This is a genomic window from Chlorogloeopsis sp. ULAP02, from assembly GCF_038404745.2.
GTDB lineage: Bacteria > Cyanobacteriota > Cyanobacteriia > Cyanobacteriales > Nostocaceae > Chlorogloeopsis.
The window spans coordinates 34,768-51,061 of record NZ_JAYKTT020000069.1; the positions used below are offsets into that span (position 1 = coordinate 34,768).

At 40.7% G+C, this 16,294-nt stretch carries 16 protein-coding genes; 8 read left to right on the top strand and 8 right to left on the bottom strand.

Features of this window, described 5'->3' with window-relative positions; translation table 11 throughout:
* Positions 1–90: 90 nt before the first annotated feature.
* Positions 91–630, bottom strand: coding sequence for a cytochrome b6-f complex iron-sulfur subunit (petC, locus tag U2718_RS23905; RefSeq protein ID WP_341993408.1), 540 nt, complete (start codon positions 628–630; stop codon positions 91–93).
* A gap of 235 nt (positions 631–865) precedes the next feature.
* Here petC and U2718_RS23910 point away from each other — a divergent pair, with 235 nt between their 5' ends.
* The 7 genes from U2718_RS23910 to U2718_RS23940 all read left to right on the top strand — a co-directional run bounded on the left by U2718_RS23910 (position 866) and on the right by U2718_RS23940 (position 6,980).
* Entirely contained in the window at positions 866–1,174 is a 309-nt protein-coding gene (locus tag U2718_RS23910; RefSeq protein WP_341993409.1) for a DUF3067 family protein, read from the top strand.
* Between the two features lie 713 nt (positions 1,175–1,887).
* Entirely contained in the window at positions 1,888–2,490 is a 603-nt protein-coding gene (locus U2718_RS23915; protein ID WP_341993410.1) for a hypothetical protein, read from the top strand.
* A 136-nt stretch (positions 2,491–2,626) separates the two neighbouring features.
* Entirely contained in the window at positions 2,627–4,435 is a 1,809-nt protein-coding gene (locus tag U2718_RS23920; RefSeq protein ID WP_341993411.1) for an OmpA family protein, read from the top strand.
* Positions 4,436–4,448: 13 nt separating this feature from the next.
* Entirely contained in the window at positions 4,449–4,946 is a 498-nt protein-coding gene (locus tag U2718_RS23925) for a Rab family GTPase (protein ID WP_341993413.1), read from the top strand.
* Positions 4,947–5,348 (top strand): hypothetical protein, encoded by a 402-nt coding sequence (locus U2718_RS23930; RefSeq protein ID WP_341993414.1) that lies wholly within the window; start codon positions 4,947–4,949, stop codon positions 5,346–5,348.
* Positions 5,349–5,387: 39 nt separating this feature from the next.
* Entirely contained in the window at positions 5,388–6,503 is a 1,116-nt protein-coding gene (locus U2718_RS23935) for a sensor histidine kinase (RefSeq protein WP_341993415.1), read from the top strand.
* 282 nt (positions 6,504–6,785) lie between these two features.
* On the top strand, positions 6,786–6,980 hold the full coding sequence (locus tag U2718_RS23940) for a heavy-metal-associated domain-containing protein (RefSeq protein WP_341993416.1): 195 nt from the start codon (positions 6,786–6,788) through the stop codon (positions 6,978–6,980).
* A gap of 214 nt (positions 6,981–7,194) precedes the next feature.
* Here U2718_RS23940 and U2718_RS23945 read toward each other — a convergent pair whose 3' ends face one another.
* From U2718_RS23945 to U2718_RS23955, 3 genes are all read right to left on the bottom strand, one after another.
* Positions 7,195–7,407, bottom strand: a complete 213-nt coding sequence (locus U2718_RS23945; protein WP_341993417.1) for a chlorophyll a/b-binding protein — start codon at positions 7,405–7,407, stop codon at positions 7,195–7,197.
* Positions 7,408–7,450: 43 nt separating this feature from the next.
* Positions 7,451–7,663, bottom strand: coding sequence for a chlorophyll a/b-binding protein (locus U2718_RS23950; protein ID WP_289790027.1), 213 nt, complete (start codon positions 7,661–7,663; stop codon positions 7,451–7,453).
* Positions 7,664–7,771: 108 nt separating this feature from the next.
* Positions 7,772–7,975, bottom strand: coding sequence for a chlorophyll a/b-binding protein (locus U2718_RS23955; protein ID WP_341993493.1), 204 nt, complete (start codon positions 7,973–7,975; stop codon positions 7,772–7,774).
* Positions 7,976–8,479: 504 nt separating this feature from the next.
* On the opposite strand from U2718_RS23955, the gene U2718_RS23960 reads away from it, so the two are divergent.
* A complete protein-coding gene (locus tag U2718_RS23960) occupies positions 8,480–11,617 on the top strand; it encodes an MFS transporter (RefSeq protein ID WP_341993418.1) in 3,138 nt (1,045 codons plus the stop codon).
* A gap of 88 nt (positions 11,618–11,705) precedes the next feature.
* Here the strand turns inward: U2718_RS23960 and U2718_RS23965 are convergent, their stop codons facing one another.
* The 4 genes from U2718_RS23965 to gpmI form a co-directional block, all read right to left on the bottom strand.
* Entirely contained in the window at positions 11,706–13,040 is a 1,335-nt protein-coding gene (locus U2718_RS23965) for a Rieske 2Fe-2S domain-containing protein (protein ID WP_341993419.1), read from the bottom strand.
* A gap of 326 nt (positions 13,041–13,366) precedes the next feature.
* Positions 13,367–14,242 carry a peptidase gene (locus U2718_RS23970; protein WP_341993420.1) on the bottom strand — a complete coding sequence of 292 codons (876 nt, stop codon included), beginning with the start codon at positions 14,240–14,242 and terminating at the stop codon, positions 13,367–13,369.
* Positions 14,243–14,259: 17 nt separating this feature from the next.
* On the bottom strand, positions 14,260–14,493 hold the full coding sequence (gene secG, locus U2718_RS23975) for a preprotein translocase subunit SecG (protein ID WP_016875079.1): 234 nt from the start codon (positions 14,491–14,493) through the stop codon (positions 14,260–14,262).
* Positions 14,494–14,582: 89 nt separating this feature from the next.
* Positions 14,583–16,181, bottom strand: coding sequence for a 2,3-bisphosphoglycerate-independent phosphoglycerate mutase (gene gpmI, locus U2718_RS23980; protein WP_341993421.1), 1,599 nt, complete (start codon positions 16,179–16,181; stop codon positions 14,583–14,585).
* Between the last annotated feature and the right edge of the window lie 113 nt (positions 16,182–16,294).

Genomic DNA, 16,294 nt, shown 5'->3' on the forward strand with positions numbered 1-16,294 from the left:
AGCAACGTCAAATAATATTAGAGAGTTGTTAACAGTTATCAGTTACCAGTTATCAATTTTTTCACTGTTCACTGTTCACTGTTCACTGATTTAAGCCCACCAGGGTTCTTCACCAGTACGGAAGTCGGTTTCAGTCCAAGGGGTGAGGACAATATTGTCGTCTTGTGTTGTTGCGTGAGACAAAGCTAAAGAAAGCGGCGCTGGGCCTCTAACTACTTTACCTGTCTCATCGTATTGGGAGCCATGACAGGGGCATTTAAACTTATTCTCAGCAGCGTTCCAAGGTACAACACAACCTAAGTGGGTGCAAACAGCGTTAATACCGTAATCGCGAATCGCCTCTTTGCTGTCTACCACAATATAGGTAGGATCGCCCTTAAGTCCCTGAACCAGAACGCGATCGCCCACATTATGGCTGTCTAAAAACTTGCTGACGCTAACATTGTTACCCAGTTCGTCTTTTGCAGTTGTACCACCACCGACTCCACCAGCAGAAGGAGGAATGAAATATTTGACAACAGGATACAACGCCCCCAGGGCTACTCCGGTGACAGTCCCAAAAGTGAGAAGATTCATGAACTGACGACGCCCCATATCGGGTACGTCCATTGATTCCGAAAATTGAGCCATAATCTACGCGTTCTTGGGTATTTTGTTAACTTTTTTTGACTTGAGTTCTAGTATCTGAGAAACTCTTGTCTGAGGCGAGATGCCCATGCCTCTGTTGAAGATGCCAGATTATCTCTTCAAAGAAATGTCTCGCATCTTTACATCTATATAGCATTACATTTCTTTATATTCCTATCATACTTGAGTTACCGAACTTAACATCATCACCAAATGTAAAATATAATTGAGAACAGCTATGACCGGACAGGAATTACGCCAGTTGCTGCTTGAAAAGTGGGGACGCTCTTATGATGTCCAGCTACGCCGGACACAGGGCAAAATATTTGTACAAATTATGTGGAAATACTTGGAGCAAGCTTCTTTTCCCCTCAGTGAGGCAGAATACCAAGAACATCTAGATAGTATCGCCAATTATCTAAATTACTTGGGCGGAACAACTCAAGTACAAAAATCTATTAGGGAAACACGAGAGCGCCCACGCCTTGGTAAGGCTGTTAGTATTCCTCTAGATTTGGGCGAAAGGGCAGCAGAATGGATTCTATAGCTCAATAATTTACAGTCAGCAAAGTGTGGCAAAATTCAAACTAACTGTAATTATTGGACTGCAACTTGTTCAGTATGCCCTTCATTCGTCAAGTCTATACATTTAGCAGTTGTCATTAGAAAATATCAATATTTTTAAGTTCCTCAAGTCCTGTTTCGTAAATCCTCGACACTGCATTAGTCTTTCATGAAACGCGCTCACAATTTCAATCACTTCACAAAGGATGCATTCTCGATTTAATATGCTTCTATCCTGTGATTGATGGATAAATTTGGTACTTGCTGCCATTTCTCCCATCACGAACAAAATATGTTTATATCTCAGAAAATCTCGATTACATAGAGGCGAGCTCAAACAATAGACTTTGCGCAGACACCTTGCTTATTTTTGCTTCTATTACAGACGAGCACCTTTTGAAACGCAATCAATCCGTCGAACTCACTTTTTTGCAGTGCCGGAATAATTTTCATTTTTTAAATGTATTTCTATCTTATGATAGATACAATTTACTATTTGATTCAATAATTCTACCAAGAGAGTGATAAACCGATAGATCTAAAGTGCTAGGATTCGATACTATTTAAGAAGAAAATCACAAATTAGTAAGAGTATTATCTTAACTAAAGTTCCAAACCTACCGCTTTACACTCAACCTTGCTAATAAATAACAAAAAATACATAAAATCAATTTAAGTTTACCAAGGATTAAATTTATGAATTTGCCAGAAGAAGAACATCATAATAACTTTACAGACACCTCCTCAGGACTATCAGCACAGGAAAAATATCCAACAACATTTAGTAATAATCATTTTGGTGAAAGCACCAGTTTAGATAAAGTTAGATCTATTCTTTTTGGTAACCAAATACAAGAATTTGAAAAAAGATTTACGCGTATAGAAGACCGACTTGTTAAAGAATGTGGAAACTTGCGAGATGAAACAAAAAAACGGTTAGACTCCCTGGAGAACTATATTAAAACAGAAATTGAAGCATTAGCAGAACAACTAACAGGCGAGCAAGTAAAACGTGATGAAGCACTGAACGCATTAAGTGAAGAACAAAAAAATCTCACTGCTTCTGTAGACAAAAAACTAGCTCAATTTGAGGAACAAACTACCACAAGAGCGCGGGAGTTACGTCAACAAATTCTTAATCAATCTCAAACATTACACGATGACATCCGACAAAAGTACGAAGAAATATTGGCACTCCTACAACGGGAAGCCCAAGAAATTCGTGCAGAAAAAACCGATCGCTCTGCTCTTGCAGCTATGTTTACAGAACTAGCAATGCGGCTAAACTCCAAAGCATAAATTTTGAAAAGTTATTGGAAAAGGACGAGAGTGGCGAAGAAGACGCAAAGAGAAATGAGAACAAGGAGAAGAGCCAGCGGCGTGCGTGGATCTCCCCTTGTCCCTGTGTCCTCTTCATTCTGGGGGATTATTAGTAATGACTGACTATTCTAAAAACGAATTTGCACCAAAGTCTCCCGAATTCTCTAATGGTGGGAGTAGTCACCAGAACTTTGCAAATAACTATGATGACATATCTAGTGATGAACTAAGCGAACTCCGCAGTTTGCTTTTAGGCGTAGAGCCAACACAATTACAAAAACTATACGAGCGATTAAATAACCCACAAATTCAGGCAGAAGATATCAGTAGCTTACTCCCAGAAGCTGTGATATTACGAACAATAAAAGATAAACTGCTGGCGGAAGCAATGGTGCCTACAGTTGAGCAAGCTATTCAATCTTCAGTAAAAAAAGACTTAAATGTTCTTTCTGAAGCATTTTTCCCTATTATAGGGCCAGCTACTCGTAAGGCGATCGCCACAGCTTTAGATGAGATGATTCAATCTTTGAATCAAACTCTAGAACATAGTTTGTCACCACAAAGTTTTAAATGGAGATTAGAAGCGCGACAAACAGGTAAATCATTCGCTGAAGTTGTACTGCTACGCACGCTGATTTATCGAGTAGAACAGGTTTTTTTAATCCACAAAAAAACTGGATTGCTACTGCAACATACCATTGCACCATTGGTAATGGCTCAAGATCCAGATTTAATTTCCGCAATGTTAACAGCTATCCAAGATTTTATCAAAGATTCTTTTAATGTAAAAAAAAGTGAAACTTTGCAAAGTTTAGAGTTTGGAGAACTATTTATTTGGGTTGAAGAAGGGCCACAAGCTATGTTAGCAGGAATTATTCGGGGAAATGCTCCTCAAGAATTAAGATTAGTTTTTCAAGAAGTACTAGAAAAAATTCATTTTAGGTTAAGCAAAGAACTTAATACTTTTGAAGGGGAGACTGAGCCATTTGCAGCTAGCAAACCTTATCTTCAAGTTTGCTTGTCATCTCGATATAAATCTCCAGTCAAAAAAAATTATACTTATGTATGGAGTGTGTTGGCTACAAGTGTGATCGCCCTGGGAATTTTGGGTTTTTTTACAATTAGAGAACAACTACGTTGGAATGCATATTTGCAAAAACTCAACTCTCAGCCAGGAATAGTCGTGATCAAAGCACAGAAGCGACATGGAAAATATTTCATCACTGGAATGCGCGATCCATTAGCAGCAGATCCCCAAATGTTGATGAAACAAGTAAAACTGAACCCGAAACAAGCGATCGCTAAATGGGAACCTTATCTTTCCTTTGAAGCTCCATTTATCAAAAAAAGAGCTGAAGAATTTCTGCAAGTACCAAAAACCGTTTCTTTAAACTTAGATGCAAATGGCATTCTTTATGCCACTGGAACTGCACCCCGCAACTGGATTATCTCAACAAGAAAATTGTGGCGCTTTATTCCAGGTGTTACCCAATATGTAGATAAAAATTTAGTTGAGTTAGAACTCAGTGATTTGGAATCACAAAAAAAGCAGATTGAACAAAAAATGCTCTTTTTTGTAGAAGGTGCTATAGAATTTATACCAGGTGAAAATAATAAACTTACAAACTTAGTCAAAGAAATACAAAAACTTTTAGATACTGCTAAATATTTAGGTAAGAGTGTACGTATTGAAATTATAGGACACGCCAACACTACTGGCATAGAATCAAGAAATATAATACTTAGTCAAGACAGAGCTAATAAAATATTATCTTATCTGATCTCGCAAGGAATAAATACAAGCAATTTGACTGCTGTAGGTGTGGGTTCTAGTCAACCTTTTAAACAAGGATTTACACAACAGGATAAACAAGTTCGACCCAGGGTATCATTTAATATAATCTTGGCTGATACTCGTAAATGAAGGTTTATCCACTATGCTCCAGAAAAAAATTTGCATGGTAGGTGCATTTGCTACAGGTAAAACTAGTTTAGTATCAAGGTTTGTTCACAGTATTTTTTCAGAAAAATATCAAACTACTGTTGGTGTAAAAATTGATAAAAAACTCATAAATATTCAAGATAAAAATATAAACTTTATTTTATGGGATTTATATGGAGAAGATGAATTTCAAAAGGTAAAAATATCATACTTACGGGGTTCATCTGGCTATTTATTAGTAGTAGATGGAACTAGAAAAAATACCTTAGAAAAAGCTTTCGATTTGCAAAAAAGAGTAGAAGATGCTATCGGAAAAGTGCCTTTTATTCTTGTACTTAATAAATGGGATTTAACAAATGAATGGGAAATTACAGATACCGAAATTGAAAAAATATTCCAACAAGGTTGGAATGTAATTAAAACTAGTGCCAAAACGGGTTTAGGTGTAGAAGAAGTTTTTCAAAATCTTGCTCATAAAATATTGGAGGGATAAATGCAAGATGTCCCTGCATCTGTCAATGATTATCTTATTAATTTAATGATAGAGACTCGTTCTCTTGCTTATCTTTTAGTAAAAAAAGATGGTTGTTTATCCTCATGGGGTGGAAAGCTATCAGCATACGGTATCTTTAACCTTCAAAAAGGTGAAGATATTGGACAACAGATTTTTTTTCTAGAAGGGCTGCTCCCACTTGATGATTTTCCGTTATTTTTACCACGTATGAAAACTGAAGATGGAATTTGTGCAGATGTACATATTTTCCCTTCAGAAGAAGGAGATTGGGTTTTACTTTTAGATGCAACTTTGGATGAAATGCAGCTCTCGATTATTCAACAACAAGTCAATGATTTCGTTTTAAATCAAGAAAAAGTAACGAGAGTACTAAATCAATAATTTTTAGTATGGACTAAAGTATTACGGTGCTGAGAAATTATGAGTGACTTGATCGCATCAAATCTTTTTGCTACTTTAAACATTCTGGTATTAGAGCAGATACATCCTGGGCGTTTTAAACTTACTGGAACTCCCCCAGAATGGTTGCAACAATTTTGTCGTCGTCCTGTTCATCCAGAAATGGAAGTACTAATACCCCAAGAAGATTTTCCTTTTTTAGAAAATTTTTTAATTGATGCTGAAGAAGTATGGGTAAAAAATAATAATAAAAAATTAAAATCAGGTATATGGCATCAGCAAGATTTATTTAATCAAGAGTATCATTTTGAAGCCACTGCACTTTCTGTAACTAACCAAAAAATACTTTTGATTGAGTTATTAGATGAAGAATACGAAGAGAAACAAAATCTTATTCAAAAAGCTAGAGAAAACACATTAGATTATCAATATTTATTAAAAGAAAATCAAAAAAAAGAAATTTTAATTCACTGTATTATACATGATATAGCTGGACAATTAAGTGCAATAAACTGCTGTCTAGCACTATTAGATTTTGAAAACTTAACTTCAAAAGGAAGAGAACATTTAGAAATTGGTAGAATACAGACTGTTAAACAAGAAATGCTAATTCGGGAAATATTGGATGCATTTTCTGCTGAGGTAGATTCACTAGATTCTTTTACAGTTGATGCCGAGCAAGCGCCAGATGTACTCACCTGTACCCAAGAGGTTATTCAACTATTAACTCCCACTTTTGCTCTTCATAAAATGCAGTTGCGACTTGCTCCTAATATTGATCAAACAGCAGATTGGAGAGTTGTTGGTGACAAATCACGTCTGGACAGAGTAATTGCTAATTTAGTAGAAAATGCCTTTCGCTATAGTCCCCCAGAATCTGTAGTCATTATTGATTTACAACAAGATGGTGAGTATATTCTCGTGAGAGTAGATGATGAAGGAAGCGGTGTACCTCCACAAATGGTTGAGACTTTATTTGAAAAGTTTTCCCAAGGTAAAAGTAAATCAGGTAGGATTGGTCTTGGACTTTATTTTTGCCGCATTACTTTAGAACGCTGGGGTGGCGAAATTCATTATTCACCACGTCCGCAAGGGGGTTCCTCCTTTTGGTTCCGTCTACAAAAACCAAAAGTGTAGAGGCTTTGCACCCTGTAAAATCCTCGACTTTTTAGAAAATTTGGGGATCTGTGTTTTTAGTTGATTGATGTTGACTTACTTAAAAATCGCATCTCTTTCCAGTAGGTGTGTTAGCGAAGCGTAACACCTTCAAAATACTTTGGTGCGTTCCGGACTTTGTCTTAAGTACCCTACTAAAATTATGAATTTGTCCTTGACTCTCCAGTTAAGTGGATATTTTATGATTATTTTAAAACTACAATGCTAAAAATTAAATCTGCAACAGATAAATTATTTCAGCTTATGACACTACAACTAAAAGTACCTGACCTAGCTTGTTCTGCTTGTGCTGACACTATTACTAAAGTGGTTCAAACTATAGATATTAGCGCTACTGTACAAGCAGACACTAAAACCAAAATCGTGTTAATAGAAACTAATGTACCAGAAACAGTAATCAAGGATGCGATCGCCAACGCTGGATATACGATTGCTTAATCTAAATAGAAGGCAGGAGGTAGACGGCAGTAGGGAAAAGTTTCTGGCGATAAATATTTTATGTTCAGTTATGCCCACCTACTTAAAGAACTATAAAAAGTGAGAAGGAGTTCCTCTTTTCCTCGTTATTAAGTTGAACCTGGTAACGAAAGTGAGGAGTGGCGAGTCAATATTTTGATATCTAACTCGCCACTCCTCACTTGTTATTTAAGAATTAATACCCAACTAAGTGCAATACGTCACGCAAAACACTGTAACCAGCTAAATCCCATAGCAAATAAGCTAGAAAGCCAATCATTGCTAAACGCCCGTTCCATAACTCGGCTTGGGGATTAAAGCCAAAGATAAACGCATTACGATCAACACCGTTATATGCTTTTGCTACTGGTGGTATATCAGTAGAAGGACGAGTCTCGTTAGATTGCATTGTTTTTCTCCTTCAAAATCAACTGTTTTACATTCACTGAGGGTTAGTAACCAACAATGTGCAATACGTCCCGCAGAACGCTATAACCAGCTAAATCCCACAGTAAATAAGCCAGAAAACCAATCATTGCTAAACGGCCATTCCACAACTCAGCTTGAGGATTCAAGCCAAACAGAAAAGCATTGCGGTCAACCCCGTTGTAAGCTTGAGCAACTGGTGGTATATCAGTAGAAGGACGAGTTTCTTTAGATTGCATTCTTTTGTCTCCAGAATCTAGTTCGTATTGATCAACCCAAGCACAATTAATTGTGTATGTATGTGAGTTAAGAGTGTAATTTCCTCACGCTTAACCGAAAAAAGCTATTTAATAACCAATTAGGTGCAAAACATCACGCAGGACGCTGTAACCAGACAAATCCCACAGCAAATAAGCAAGAAAACCAATCATTGCTAAACGGCCATTCCACAACTCAGCTTGAGGATTCCAGCCGAACAGAAAAGCATTGCGATCTTTGCCGTTATATTCTGTAGCAATGGGTGGCAAATTAGTAGAAGGACGAGATTCCATTGTTCCCCCAAAAATAACTTCACTGACTATTTTTTTAGTCACTATTAGTTATTAGTCAGCTTTAGTTTGCTAATAACTAAACCTTAATTATTTGAACTGCTCTTTACATAACTTAAATTTAGCTACCCATAACTGTGTTGCCGTATTCCTATGGGTACAAACTATAGGCACTTCCAATGGCCGATTCTCAAAGCACTTTTTGAATTGCTTAATATACCTTAAGATAGTGATAAAAAATAACATACTCAACAAATATTAATTTTAACTTTTTATTAAGTAAATTTACTTAAATAATACAGCAGATACAAAGCTAATACATTAGCGAGAAAAACTTATATCCAATGCCGGATGCAGGTATCAGACCTACGATGGATGCTTTAGGAGCCCAATTTCCACGATTCTGAGCTAAAGAGTTGGGTATAGCTACAGATAAAGAGGTAAAAGTTGATTGGCAAGGTTAGTAATTTTTTATACCTAGCATAAGGTTTAGAGGAAGGAAATAAAATGTTTCAGAGTATGGAAATAACGCTAGGACTTAATAAACCACTATTTTGGCTAGCACAAGTTATAGTAGACCCGCCAGCACCAGTATCGCCAGCACAAACATCTGTTCTGACTGCGGGGCCACGCTTTTTTACCGCTTTACTCTCTGGTGTGATCCTGGCTTTTGCGATCCAGTTAGTATTAACCAACCTTTCCGTTGCAGCAGGTATTTCTTACTTAGGACGTCCATCAAGTTCGGATTCAAACAGCGCAGAAGTTGATAGTTTTGGTGGAACGATCCGTAAAATAGGCACTGCTGTGGGACTTTGGACATTAGTCACGGTGACTATTGCTTTAGCGATCGCTTGTTTTTTAGCCGTCAAGCTTAGTTTAGTGATTTTCAGTCCAGGACTAGGAGCAATCCTGGGTTTGGTGATTTGGGGTGCCTACTTTTTGTTGTTAGTGTGGGTAAGTTCCACGACGGTAGGTTCTTTCCTTGGTAACATTATTAACACTGCGACTTCTGGCTTGCAGGCAATTATGGGTACAGCCACTGCTGCATTAGGTGCAAAAGCAGTGAACCAGCAAGTTGTGGCAACTGCTGAAGCCGCTGCTGCTGCTGTACGCCGAGAGCTAGGTAGCGCGATCGATCCTGGTAGTGTGCGCGATCAAATAGAAGATTACCTAGAAATGGTGCGCCCTCCAGAGCTAGATTTTTCAAAAATTCGCAAAGACTTTGAAAATTTACTTAGTGATCCTCAAGTTAGGGAAATAGCTGCTAGCAGCGACCTTCGCAACATTGATCGCGAAACATTTGTTAATCTAGTTAGCAGCCGTACCGACCTTTCCAAGCGAGAAGTGAAGCGGATTGCTGATACCTTATATAGTGTTTGGCAACAGACGGTAGCAGGACAGGCTCGCCCCCAAGACAGGATGGGTGAATTGATTGACTATGTTAAGTCTCTTCAGCCAGGACAGACAAATATAGACGAACTTAACCGTAAGGTTGATTTGTTGATGGCGGAAATGCGTTCTGCAAAGCAAGCAGATGAAAGAGCAGCTCAGGAGGCAACCCCAGGGCCGATCCAACGGACATTACAGCAGGGGATAACTGCTTTGACTGGTATTGTTTTGGGACGCACTGATTTGTCGGATTTAGATGTGGAAAAAATCTTAGGTATTTTGACCACAGCTAAAGACAAAGCCACCGAACAAGCAGATAAGCTAGGGTTGCCTACACCAAAGCAACCCTATAGTCCTATCCGTACAGATGTAGAAAACTATCTGCTCAACACCTATGCTTGGCAGTTGAGCCAAGACAGAATAGGTCAAGAATTTCGCGATGTTATCTACGATCCTGCTGCCGATCCAGGAACAGTACGACGGGAGTTAGAAAAGCTTTCTCGCAGCGATTTCGTTAATATTCTGCAACAACGTGGCCTATTAACTCAAGCCGAAATCCAGCGAATTGCTGATAATTTAGAAGTTGTTCGCCAATCGGTATTAGTAACAGTTACCGCCGAGGAAGAAAGAGAGATAACACAAGACTTGCAACGCCGCGTCGAGAGCTATCTACTCGTCACCCCAAAATCAGAATTAACTCCAGAAGGTATTCCACAGGGTTTCAAACCTTTATTGGAAGATTCCAATGCAGATTATGAAACAATCTCTCGACGCTTATCAGCATTTGATCGGCAAAAAATGCGGGAGATACTGCTTTCACGCAATGATATTCAGCCAGAGGAAGCAGATGCTATTCTAGACGAATTGGAAAGACAGCGCGATCGCGTCTTAGTAGAATCGAAAGGGCTAGCAGATCAAGCAAAATATCAAGCAGAATCGCTGTGGTTAAATCTAGAGTCATATCTGCGCAATACTGGCAAAGATGAGCTAAATCCCAACGCCATTAGAGCCGAATTAAAGAGACTTCTGGAAGATCCGCAAGCCGGAATGGCGGCAATTCGGGCGCGTTTATCTCGGTTTGATCGCGATACTTTAGTAAAATTGCTCAGTCAGCGACAAGATTTGAGCGAAGACCAAGTAAATCAAATTATTAATTCAGTTGAGGAATCGTGGCATAGTGTTCGCCAGGCACCGCAAGTAGCATTAGATAAAGCCAAAGAACAGTATGATTCTGTCACAACCATAATTGCAGATTATCTGCGCAATACTGGCAAACAAGAACTCAATCCAGAAGGCATTCAACGGGATTTGAATCGATTGTTTGAAAATCCTAAAGAAGGAGCGATCGCTCTACGGCAACGCTTATCACAAGTGGATCGAGATACCCTAGTAAAATTGCTCAGTCAGCGAAAAGATTTGAATGAAGAGCAAGTTAATCAAGTCATCGATTCCGTACAAAACTCGATCCGCAACATTGTACGAGCACCGCGCCGTTTAGCCAGCCGGACACAGCAAAGAGTACAGAATTTTCAGGATTATCTGGAAGAATATCTCCGGCGGACTGGTAAGGATGAACTTAATCCAGAAGGTATCAAACGTGATTTGTCCTTATTGTTACACGATCCGCGCGTGGGTATGGAAAGTTTAGGCGATCGCCTTTCCCACTTTGATCGCGACACGATTATCGCCCTGTTAAAACTGCGGGAAGACCTCAGTGACGAAGAAGCAGCCCGGATTGCAGATACAATCGTGTCGTTACGCGATAACTTTGTCGAACAAGTGCGGGGTATTCAGCGACGTATTCAAGATGCAATTGACGGAATTTTTGCCCGTATTCGCTACTATCTCAACTCCTTAGAGCGTCCGGAACTTAACTATGATGGGATCAAGCGGGATGTGCGCAAGGTGTTTGACGATCCACAAGCAGGATTTGAAGCATTACGCGATCGCTTATCTGCTTTTAACCGCGAGACATATGTTGCAATCTTGAGTTCTCGTGATGATATTTCTGAGGAAGATGCTAACCGCATTGTTGATCAAATTGAACGAGCACGTAATAGCGTCTTACAAAGAGCAGAACGCATCCAACAAGAAGCCCAGCGACGCTTAGAAGAAGTCAAGCGTCAAGCACAGCGCCAAGCTGAAGAAACCCGCAAAGCCGCAGCATCGGCAGCTTGGTGGTTATTTGCTACAGCGATCGTCTCTGGAGTATTCTCCGCACTGGCAGGGGCGCTTGCAGTCGCTTTTGTGCTGTAAATAGCTGTCAAAATTTTAGTTGTCTCCGCTGAATCTAGTTCTAGCCTCTCGCTCTGAGAGGCTTTTTTTATCTGTTCCCCTTTCCCCTTTATTTGCGTTCCGCGTGTACGTAATCAACAAAATAAAACTTAGGCATCAGCCATAATTTCAGCCAACTATAAACAGCCAAACCTAATAGTGCGATCGCAACAAGAGGTAAACCAAACTTCAATCGCAGAGCATCAGGAAGTATGGCAACTCCAGAAACAGTAACAAAAAAGTATGCCAAAAGAAAAGCTTGCAAGCGCTGTATAACTTTCAACGCACCTCGACAACTACTGCAATGCTGGGTGTGTTGTCTGTAGCGATCCAAGACTACCTCGCGGCTTTCATTGATATTCGAGCTTTCTGGAACACTAATTCCGACTTCGCTCCACGGTAAACTACCATAACAATATTTATCAAACCAATTTCTAAACTCAATTACTAAGCGATCTGCACTTGTCGGCAACTTATAAGCAGCTTTCCAGCTTGCAACTGATTGTTTTTGTTGGAGCAAATACTCTTGTTGACGTAAAAGAATCATATCTCCGTCAATAACCATATTGCGGTTATGAATGTGATCCCACCAGCGCGGAGTGAGATGATGGAGTGTTTTAGCAAAGTTACGGGAGAACTGAGCGATGATTCTAGACTTACCTGGAGATACTGGAATGCAGTAAGTAATTAATCCGATCTGCTTTCCCCCATCTCCAAAACCAATAGCATATTCTAAACGGCAAGGTGGCTCAAACGTAATTGTGGTTTGAAAGCGCCCAGAGGTAGCCCCCACAATCAAATCTGCTGTTGATTTCTCAATTTCAATGGGAATCGGTTTTGCTTTGTTGCGATCGCCCTGCACTCCATGATGAGCAAAAGGAACATGACTTGGATCAGCCACATTCTCAACCAGTGTTTGCCAATCATACTCCAAATCACGTACAAAAGAAGACCATACAAAACCTTTGCTTGCGTCTATTTGAGGTGACAAAGGCAATGGTGTAGTGTCTGCCTGTTTTGCAGATTGGGGATCAAGCCAAACCCATAGCAAGTCATTTTGTTGACGACAAGGTAAAGTCACTGCACACAAATTTTGTTGATTTTTAGTCACCAGTTCTGGATTTTCTGCTTGGGGAATGTGGGTGCATATTCCTTGAGCATCAAATTGCCAGCCATGATAGCTACACATTAGATTACCCGTCTTTTCGTCAACACGCCCTTCACTTAAAGGAGCCAGACGGTGAGGACATTGATCTAAAAAAACTCGATAAGTCTCAGATGATTTGGGTTTCCAGATTGCGAGGTTAATTCCCAAAATAGTTGCAGCAGTTGGCAGATGGGGATCGATATCTTCAATAGGTAAGATAGGATACCAATGCTGTAAAAAGTTGAATTCAGATTGCATTTTTCTTCTCAAAAATTGATTCACGTTTACTCGCCTTATCTCCTTGTTCCCCAGTCCTCTTTCTTTGCGTCCCCGCGTCCTAATTCCCTTCTGCCACGGCAGTTGCTACAACGGAGGAGCCACTGCCGTGGATGGTGAGTGCAGCCGCGTGCGGGGGTCTCCCCCCAACCCCACTGCGTGGAGGCCCCAAAGCCCCCCGTTGAGCGGACTGCCGTAGGGCGAAGCCCTTCTCGCAGAGTACCCGAAGGGGTTTCCCGGCATAAAGGAGCCAGTGCGGTGGACGGGTTCCCCGGCATAAAGCACCTGGCGTCAAGTGGCGTGGAACCTCAACGGACAATTTGCTCAAGTCGGGGAACCCGCCCACGTAACTCCGCAACGCACTGCCTCCTCTGCCCTTCTGCCTTCGACAAAGCCCATCCCAAACTTGTTGGCTGTTCATACACCCGCTTCAGCGTATTTACATCTCTAGGAGAAATTGGCGGTGGATTGCGAACTTGAGAAAAATATAAAGCATCACTTTCTATTTGACTGTGTCCCCAGATCCCTAGTGCGTGTCCTAATTCGTGGCGTACTGCTGCTAAAAGATATTTACCTGTTTGACTGGGATGCAACAAGATGGTAAAGCGATGGTATAAAAATCTTTCATTTGTATATAAAACGTAAGTAGTTAATGCAGAACGTGCGCGAGGAAATTTATTGCCTGGGGAAATCTGAAGTGGAGGAGTTTTTCGCAAAATTGTAATATCAGCCACCTCCGGTGTTTCTATTACTTTTAGAGGTAAATAAGGATTCCACTCTTGCACAGCTTGTAAAACTTCATTTACCCAAGTTTCAGCCTGCTTGGTGCTGATTACTGTTGGCGTTTCTATGTAAACCGTAACAGGAAATTGCGACCAGACTAAATAGCCTACTGGTGTCGGTGCAACTTGGGAAAAGTAATCTCCACTGTTAGTGCGATCTTGCCACTGGGTTAGCGTGGGTGGTAGAGGATGGGGTTTTGGGGAAGGAATTTTAGTAACTTTTGGATATTGTGGTGTTTTGGTTACAATATCGCGCACGTGTGGAAACATAGCAAAAGACTGCACGTTAAGGAAGATAACGAGCAGTCCGGTGAGCATAGCTAATCCTAAAAATGCCAGTAAACGCCGCCAAATAAAAATTTTTGGAGTGTTGGGTATCGGGTGTTGGGTTTTTCTTCCCATTTCCCTATCCCCTACCCTTATTTAGGGAGCCAACCAGCACTTAAAACCACGGTTAAACCGAGAAAAATAACTGTCAAAGCCCAAGTAACTCGGTTTAAAGTATTTTCTGCACTCTTAGTGCTGCTAAACAACTGGGCTTGACCACCGATCGCTCCAATACCATCACCTTTGGGGCTATGTAGTAATACAAGAACAACCAAAGCAATGGCAGAAAAAACCCAGATACCTTGTACGACGTTACTAACGGTCATGGTAGCAATGTAAATGTAATGGATAATTATGAATTATAAATTATGAATTTTATTCAATTCTCATTAATAATTCATAACTCATTATTCTTCTATAGCCCAACCTGCACAGGAGTGCGAGGCAATTGCACATCATACTCGGCAGAATCTACCAGCGATCGCCCTGTCATTTCTTGTGGTTGAGGAATCTGTAAAATCTCCAGAATAGTAGGGGCAATGTCGGCTAACTTGCCATCGTTTCGCAAGGCAACATTTCCGCCATGTCCGGGGATTTTTGCTTTTTCTCCTTCCACGACAATTAAAGGAACTGGGTTGGTAGTGTGAGCTGTCCAGGGATTACCTCCCTCATCTATCATATATTCTGCGTTACCGTGGTCGGCAGTAATAATTGCTGTACCTCCGACTTTATTCACGCTTGCTAGTAAGCGACCTAAACAGTTATCCACAGTTTCAATGGCTTTTATTGTTGCCTCGATTTGACCTGTGTGTCCTACCATGTCTGGGTTAGCGTAGTTAATCACAACAAGGGAGTAAATTTCCTTTTCAATTGCTGCTACTGCTACCTTTGTGACTGCTTCGGCTGACATTGTCGGTGCTTTGTCATACGTAGCAACCATTGGACTATTGACTAGTTCCCTATCTTCTCCTGAAAAAGGTTCCTCTAGTCCACCGTTGAAGAAATAGGTGACATGAGCGTATTTTTCAGTTTCAGCAGTACGAAATTGCTTGAGCTCGTGTTGAGAAATCACTTCGCCCAAAATATTGCTGAGGTTCTGTGGTTCAAAAGCGACTGCAACTGATAACTCCGGATCGTACTGCGTAAAAGTGGCAAATTCCAATGGGGTAATTTGCTGTCTTTCAAAACCCTTAAATTCCGGACTAACAAACGCTTGAGTTAATTGTCTGGCGCGATCCGGACGGAAATTGAAAAATATTACCCCATCTCCTGCTTGTACAGCTCCAGGTGCAATTCTGACTGGAGCGACAAATTCGTCTGTTACACCTTCTGCATAAGATGCTTGCAGAATTTCTAAAGCTGAACGGCCATTGCCGGGACTGTCTTGTGTCATGACGTCATAGGCGCGCTTAACACGATCCCAACGGCGATCACGATCCATTGCATAATACCGCCCGCTGAGGGTAACTATGCGTCCTACCCCAATGCGCTCGATGTAATTTTGGATCAGCGCTATTGCATTCACACCCTCTATTGGAGCGGTATCACGACCATCAGTAATGGCATGTATGCAAATTTCTGATATTCCTTGAGCTTTAGCTAGATCAAGTAGTCCGAACAGATGGCTGACGTGCGAATGTACCCCACCCTCAGAACAAAGCCCGACTAAGTGCAATTTGCCATTGTGACTTTTCACTTGTTGGCAAATGTTGACAAGTGCTGGATTTTGCAGGATGGAACCATCTTCGACTGCATCAGAAATGCGTACCAATTCTTGGGGTACAACCCTCCCAGCACCAATGTTCAAATGACCAACTTCAGAGTTGCCCATTTGGCCTTCTGGCAACCCCACGGCTTTTCCTGATGTGCGGATAAGGGTGTGCGGATATGCTGCCCATAAGCTGTCCATTACCGGAGTGTTAGCAGCGGCAATAGCATTTCCTTGTATCTCCTCGCAGTAGCCCCATCCGTCTAAAATGACTAGCACCACGGGAGCAACAGGTGCTTTGGTCATAATAAAATCGCCCTTTACTTTTTGTAATACCCGAATGATACCACTGCTAACCCCAGCCGCAAGTGAATTTCTGCTTACTAACTTCTTTGATGACGATTTTCCGATTTTTTAGA

Coding starts and splice junctions, on each gene's coding strand:
- U2718_RS23920 (WP_341993411.1), top strand. CDS start 2,627: ATGACTGACTATTCTAAAAACGAATTTGCACCAAAGTCTCCCGAATTC.
- secG (WP_016875079.1), bottom strand. CDS start 14,493: ATGACCGTTAGTAACGTCGTACAAGGTATCTGGGTTTTTTCTGCCATT.
- gpmI (WP_341993421.1), bottom strand. CDS start 16,181: ATGACCAAAGCACCTGTTGCTCCCGTGGTGCTAGTCATTTTAGACGGA.
- U2718_RS23965 (WP_341993419.1), bottom strand. CDS start 13,040: ATGCAATCTGAATTCAACTTTTTACAGCATTGGTATCCTATCTTACCT.
- U2718_RS23910 (WP_341993409.1), top strand. CDS start 866: ATGACCGGACAGGAATTACGCCAGTTGCTGCTTGAAAAGTGGGGACGC.
- U2718_RS23940 (WP_341993416.1), top strand. CDS start 6,786: ATGACACTACAACTAAAAGTACCTGACCTAGCTTGTTCTGCTTGTGCT.
- petC (WP_341993408.1), bottom strand. CDS start 630: ATGGCTCAATTTTCGGAATCAATGGACGTACCCGATATGGGGCGTCGT.
- U2718_RS23960 (WP_341993418.1), top strand. CDS start 8,480: ATGTTTCAGAGTATGGAAATAACGCTAGGACTTAATAAACCACTATTT.
- U2718_RS23955 (WP_341993493.1), bottom strand. CDS start 7,975: ATGGAATCTCGTCCTTCTACTAATTTGCCACCCATTGCTACAGAATAT.
- U2718_RS23970 (WP_341993420.1), bottom strand. CDS start 14,242: ATGGGAAGAAAAACCCAACACCCGATACCCAACACTCCAAAAATTTTT.
- U2718_RS23930 (WP_341993414.1), top strand. CDS start 4,947: ATGCAAGATGTCCCTGCATCTGTCAATGATTATCTTATTAATTTAATG.
- U2718_RS23935 (WP_341993415.1), top strand. CDS start 5,388: ATGAGTGACTTGATCGCATCAAATCTTTTTGCTACTTTAAACATTCTG.
- U2718_RS23945 (WP_341993417.1), bottom strand. CDS start 7,407: ATGCAATCTAACGAGACTCGTCCTTCTACTGATATACCACCAGTAGCA.
- U2718_RS23925 (WP_341993413.1), top strand. CDS start 4,449: ATGCTCCAGAAAAAAATTTGCATGGTAGGTGCATTTGCTACAGGTAAA.
- U2718_RS23915 (WP_341993410.1), top strand. CDS start 1,888: ATGAATTTGCCAGAAGAAGAACATCATAATAACTTTACAGACACCTCC.
- U2718_RS23950 (WP_289790027.1), bottom strand. CDS start 7,663: ATGCAATCTAAAGAAACTCGTCCTTCTACTGATATACCACCAGTTGCT.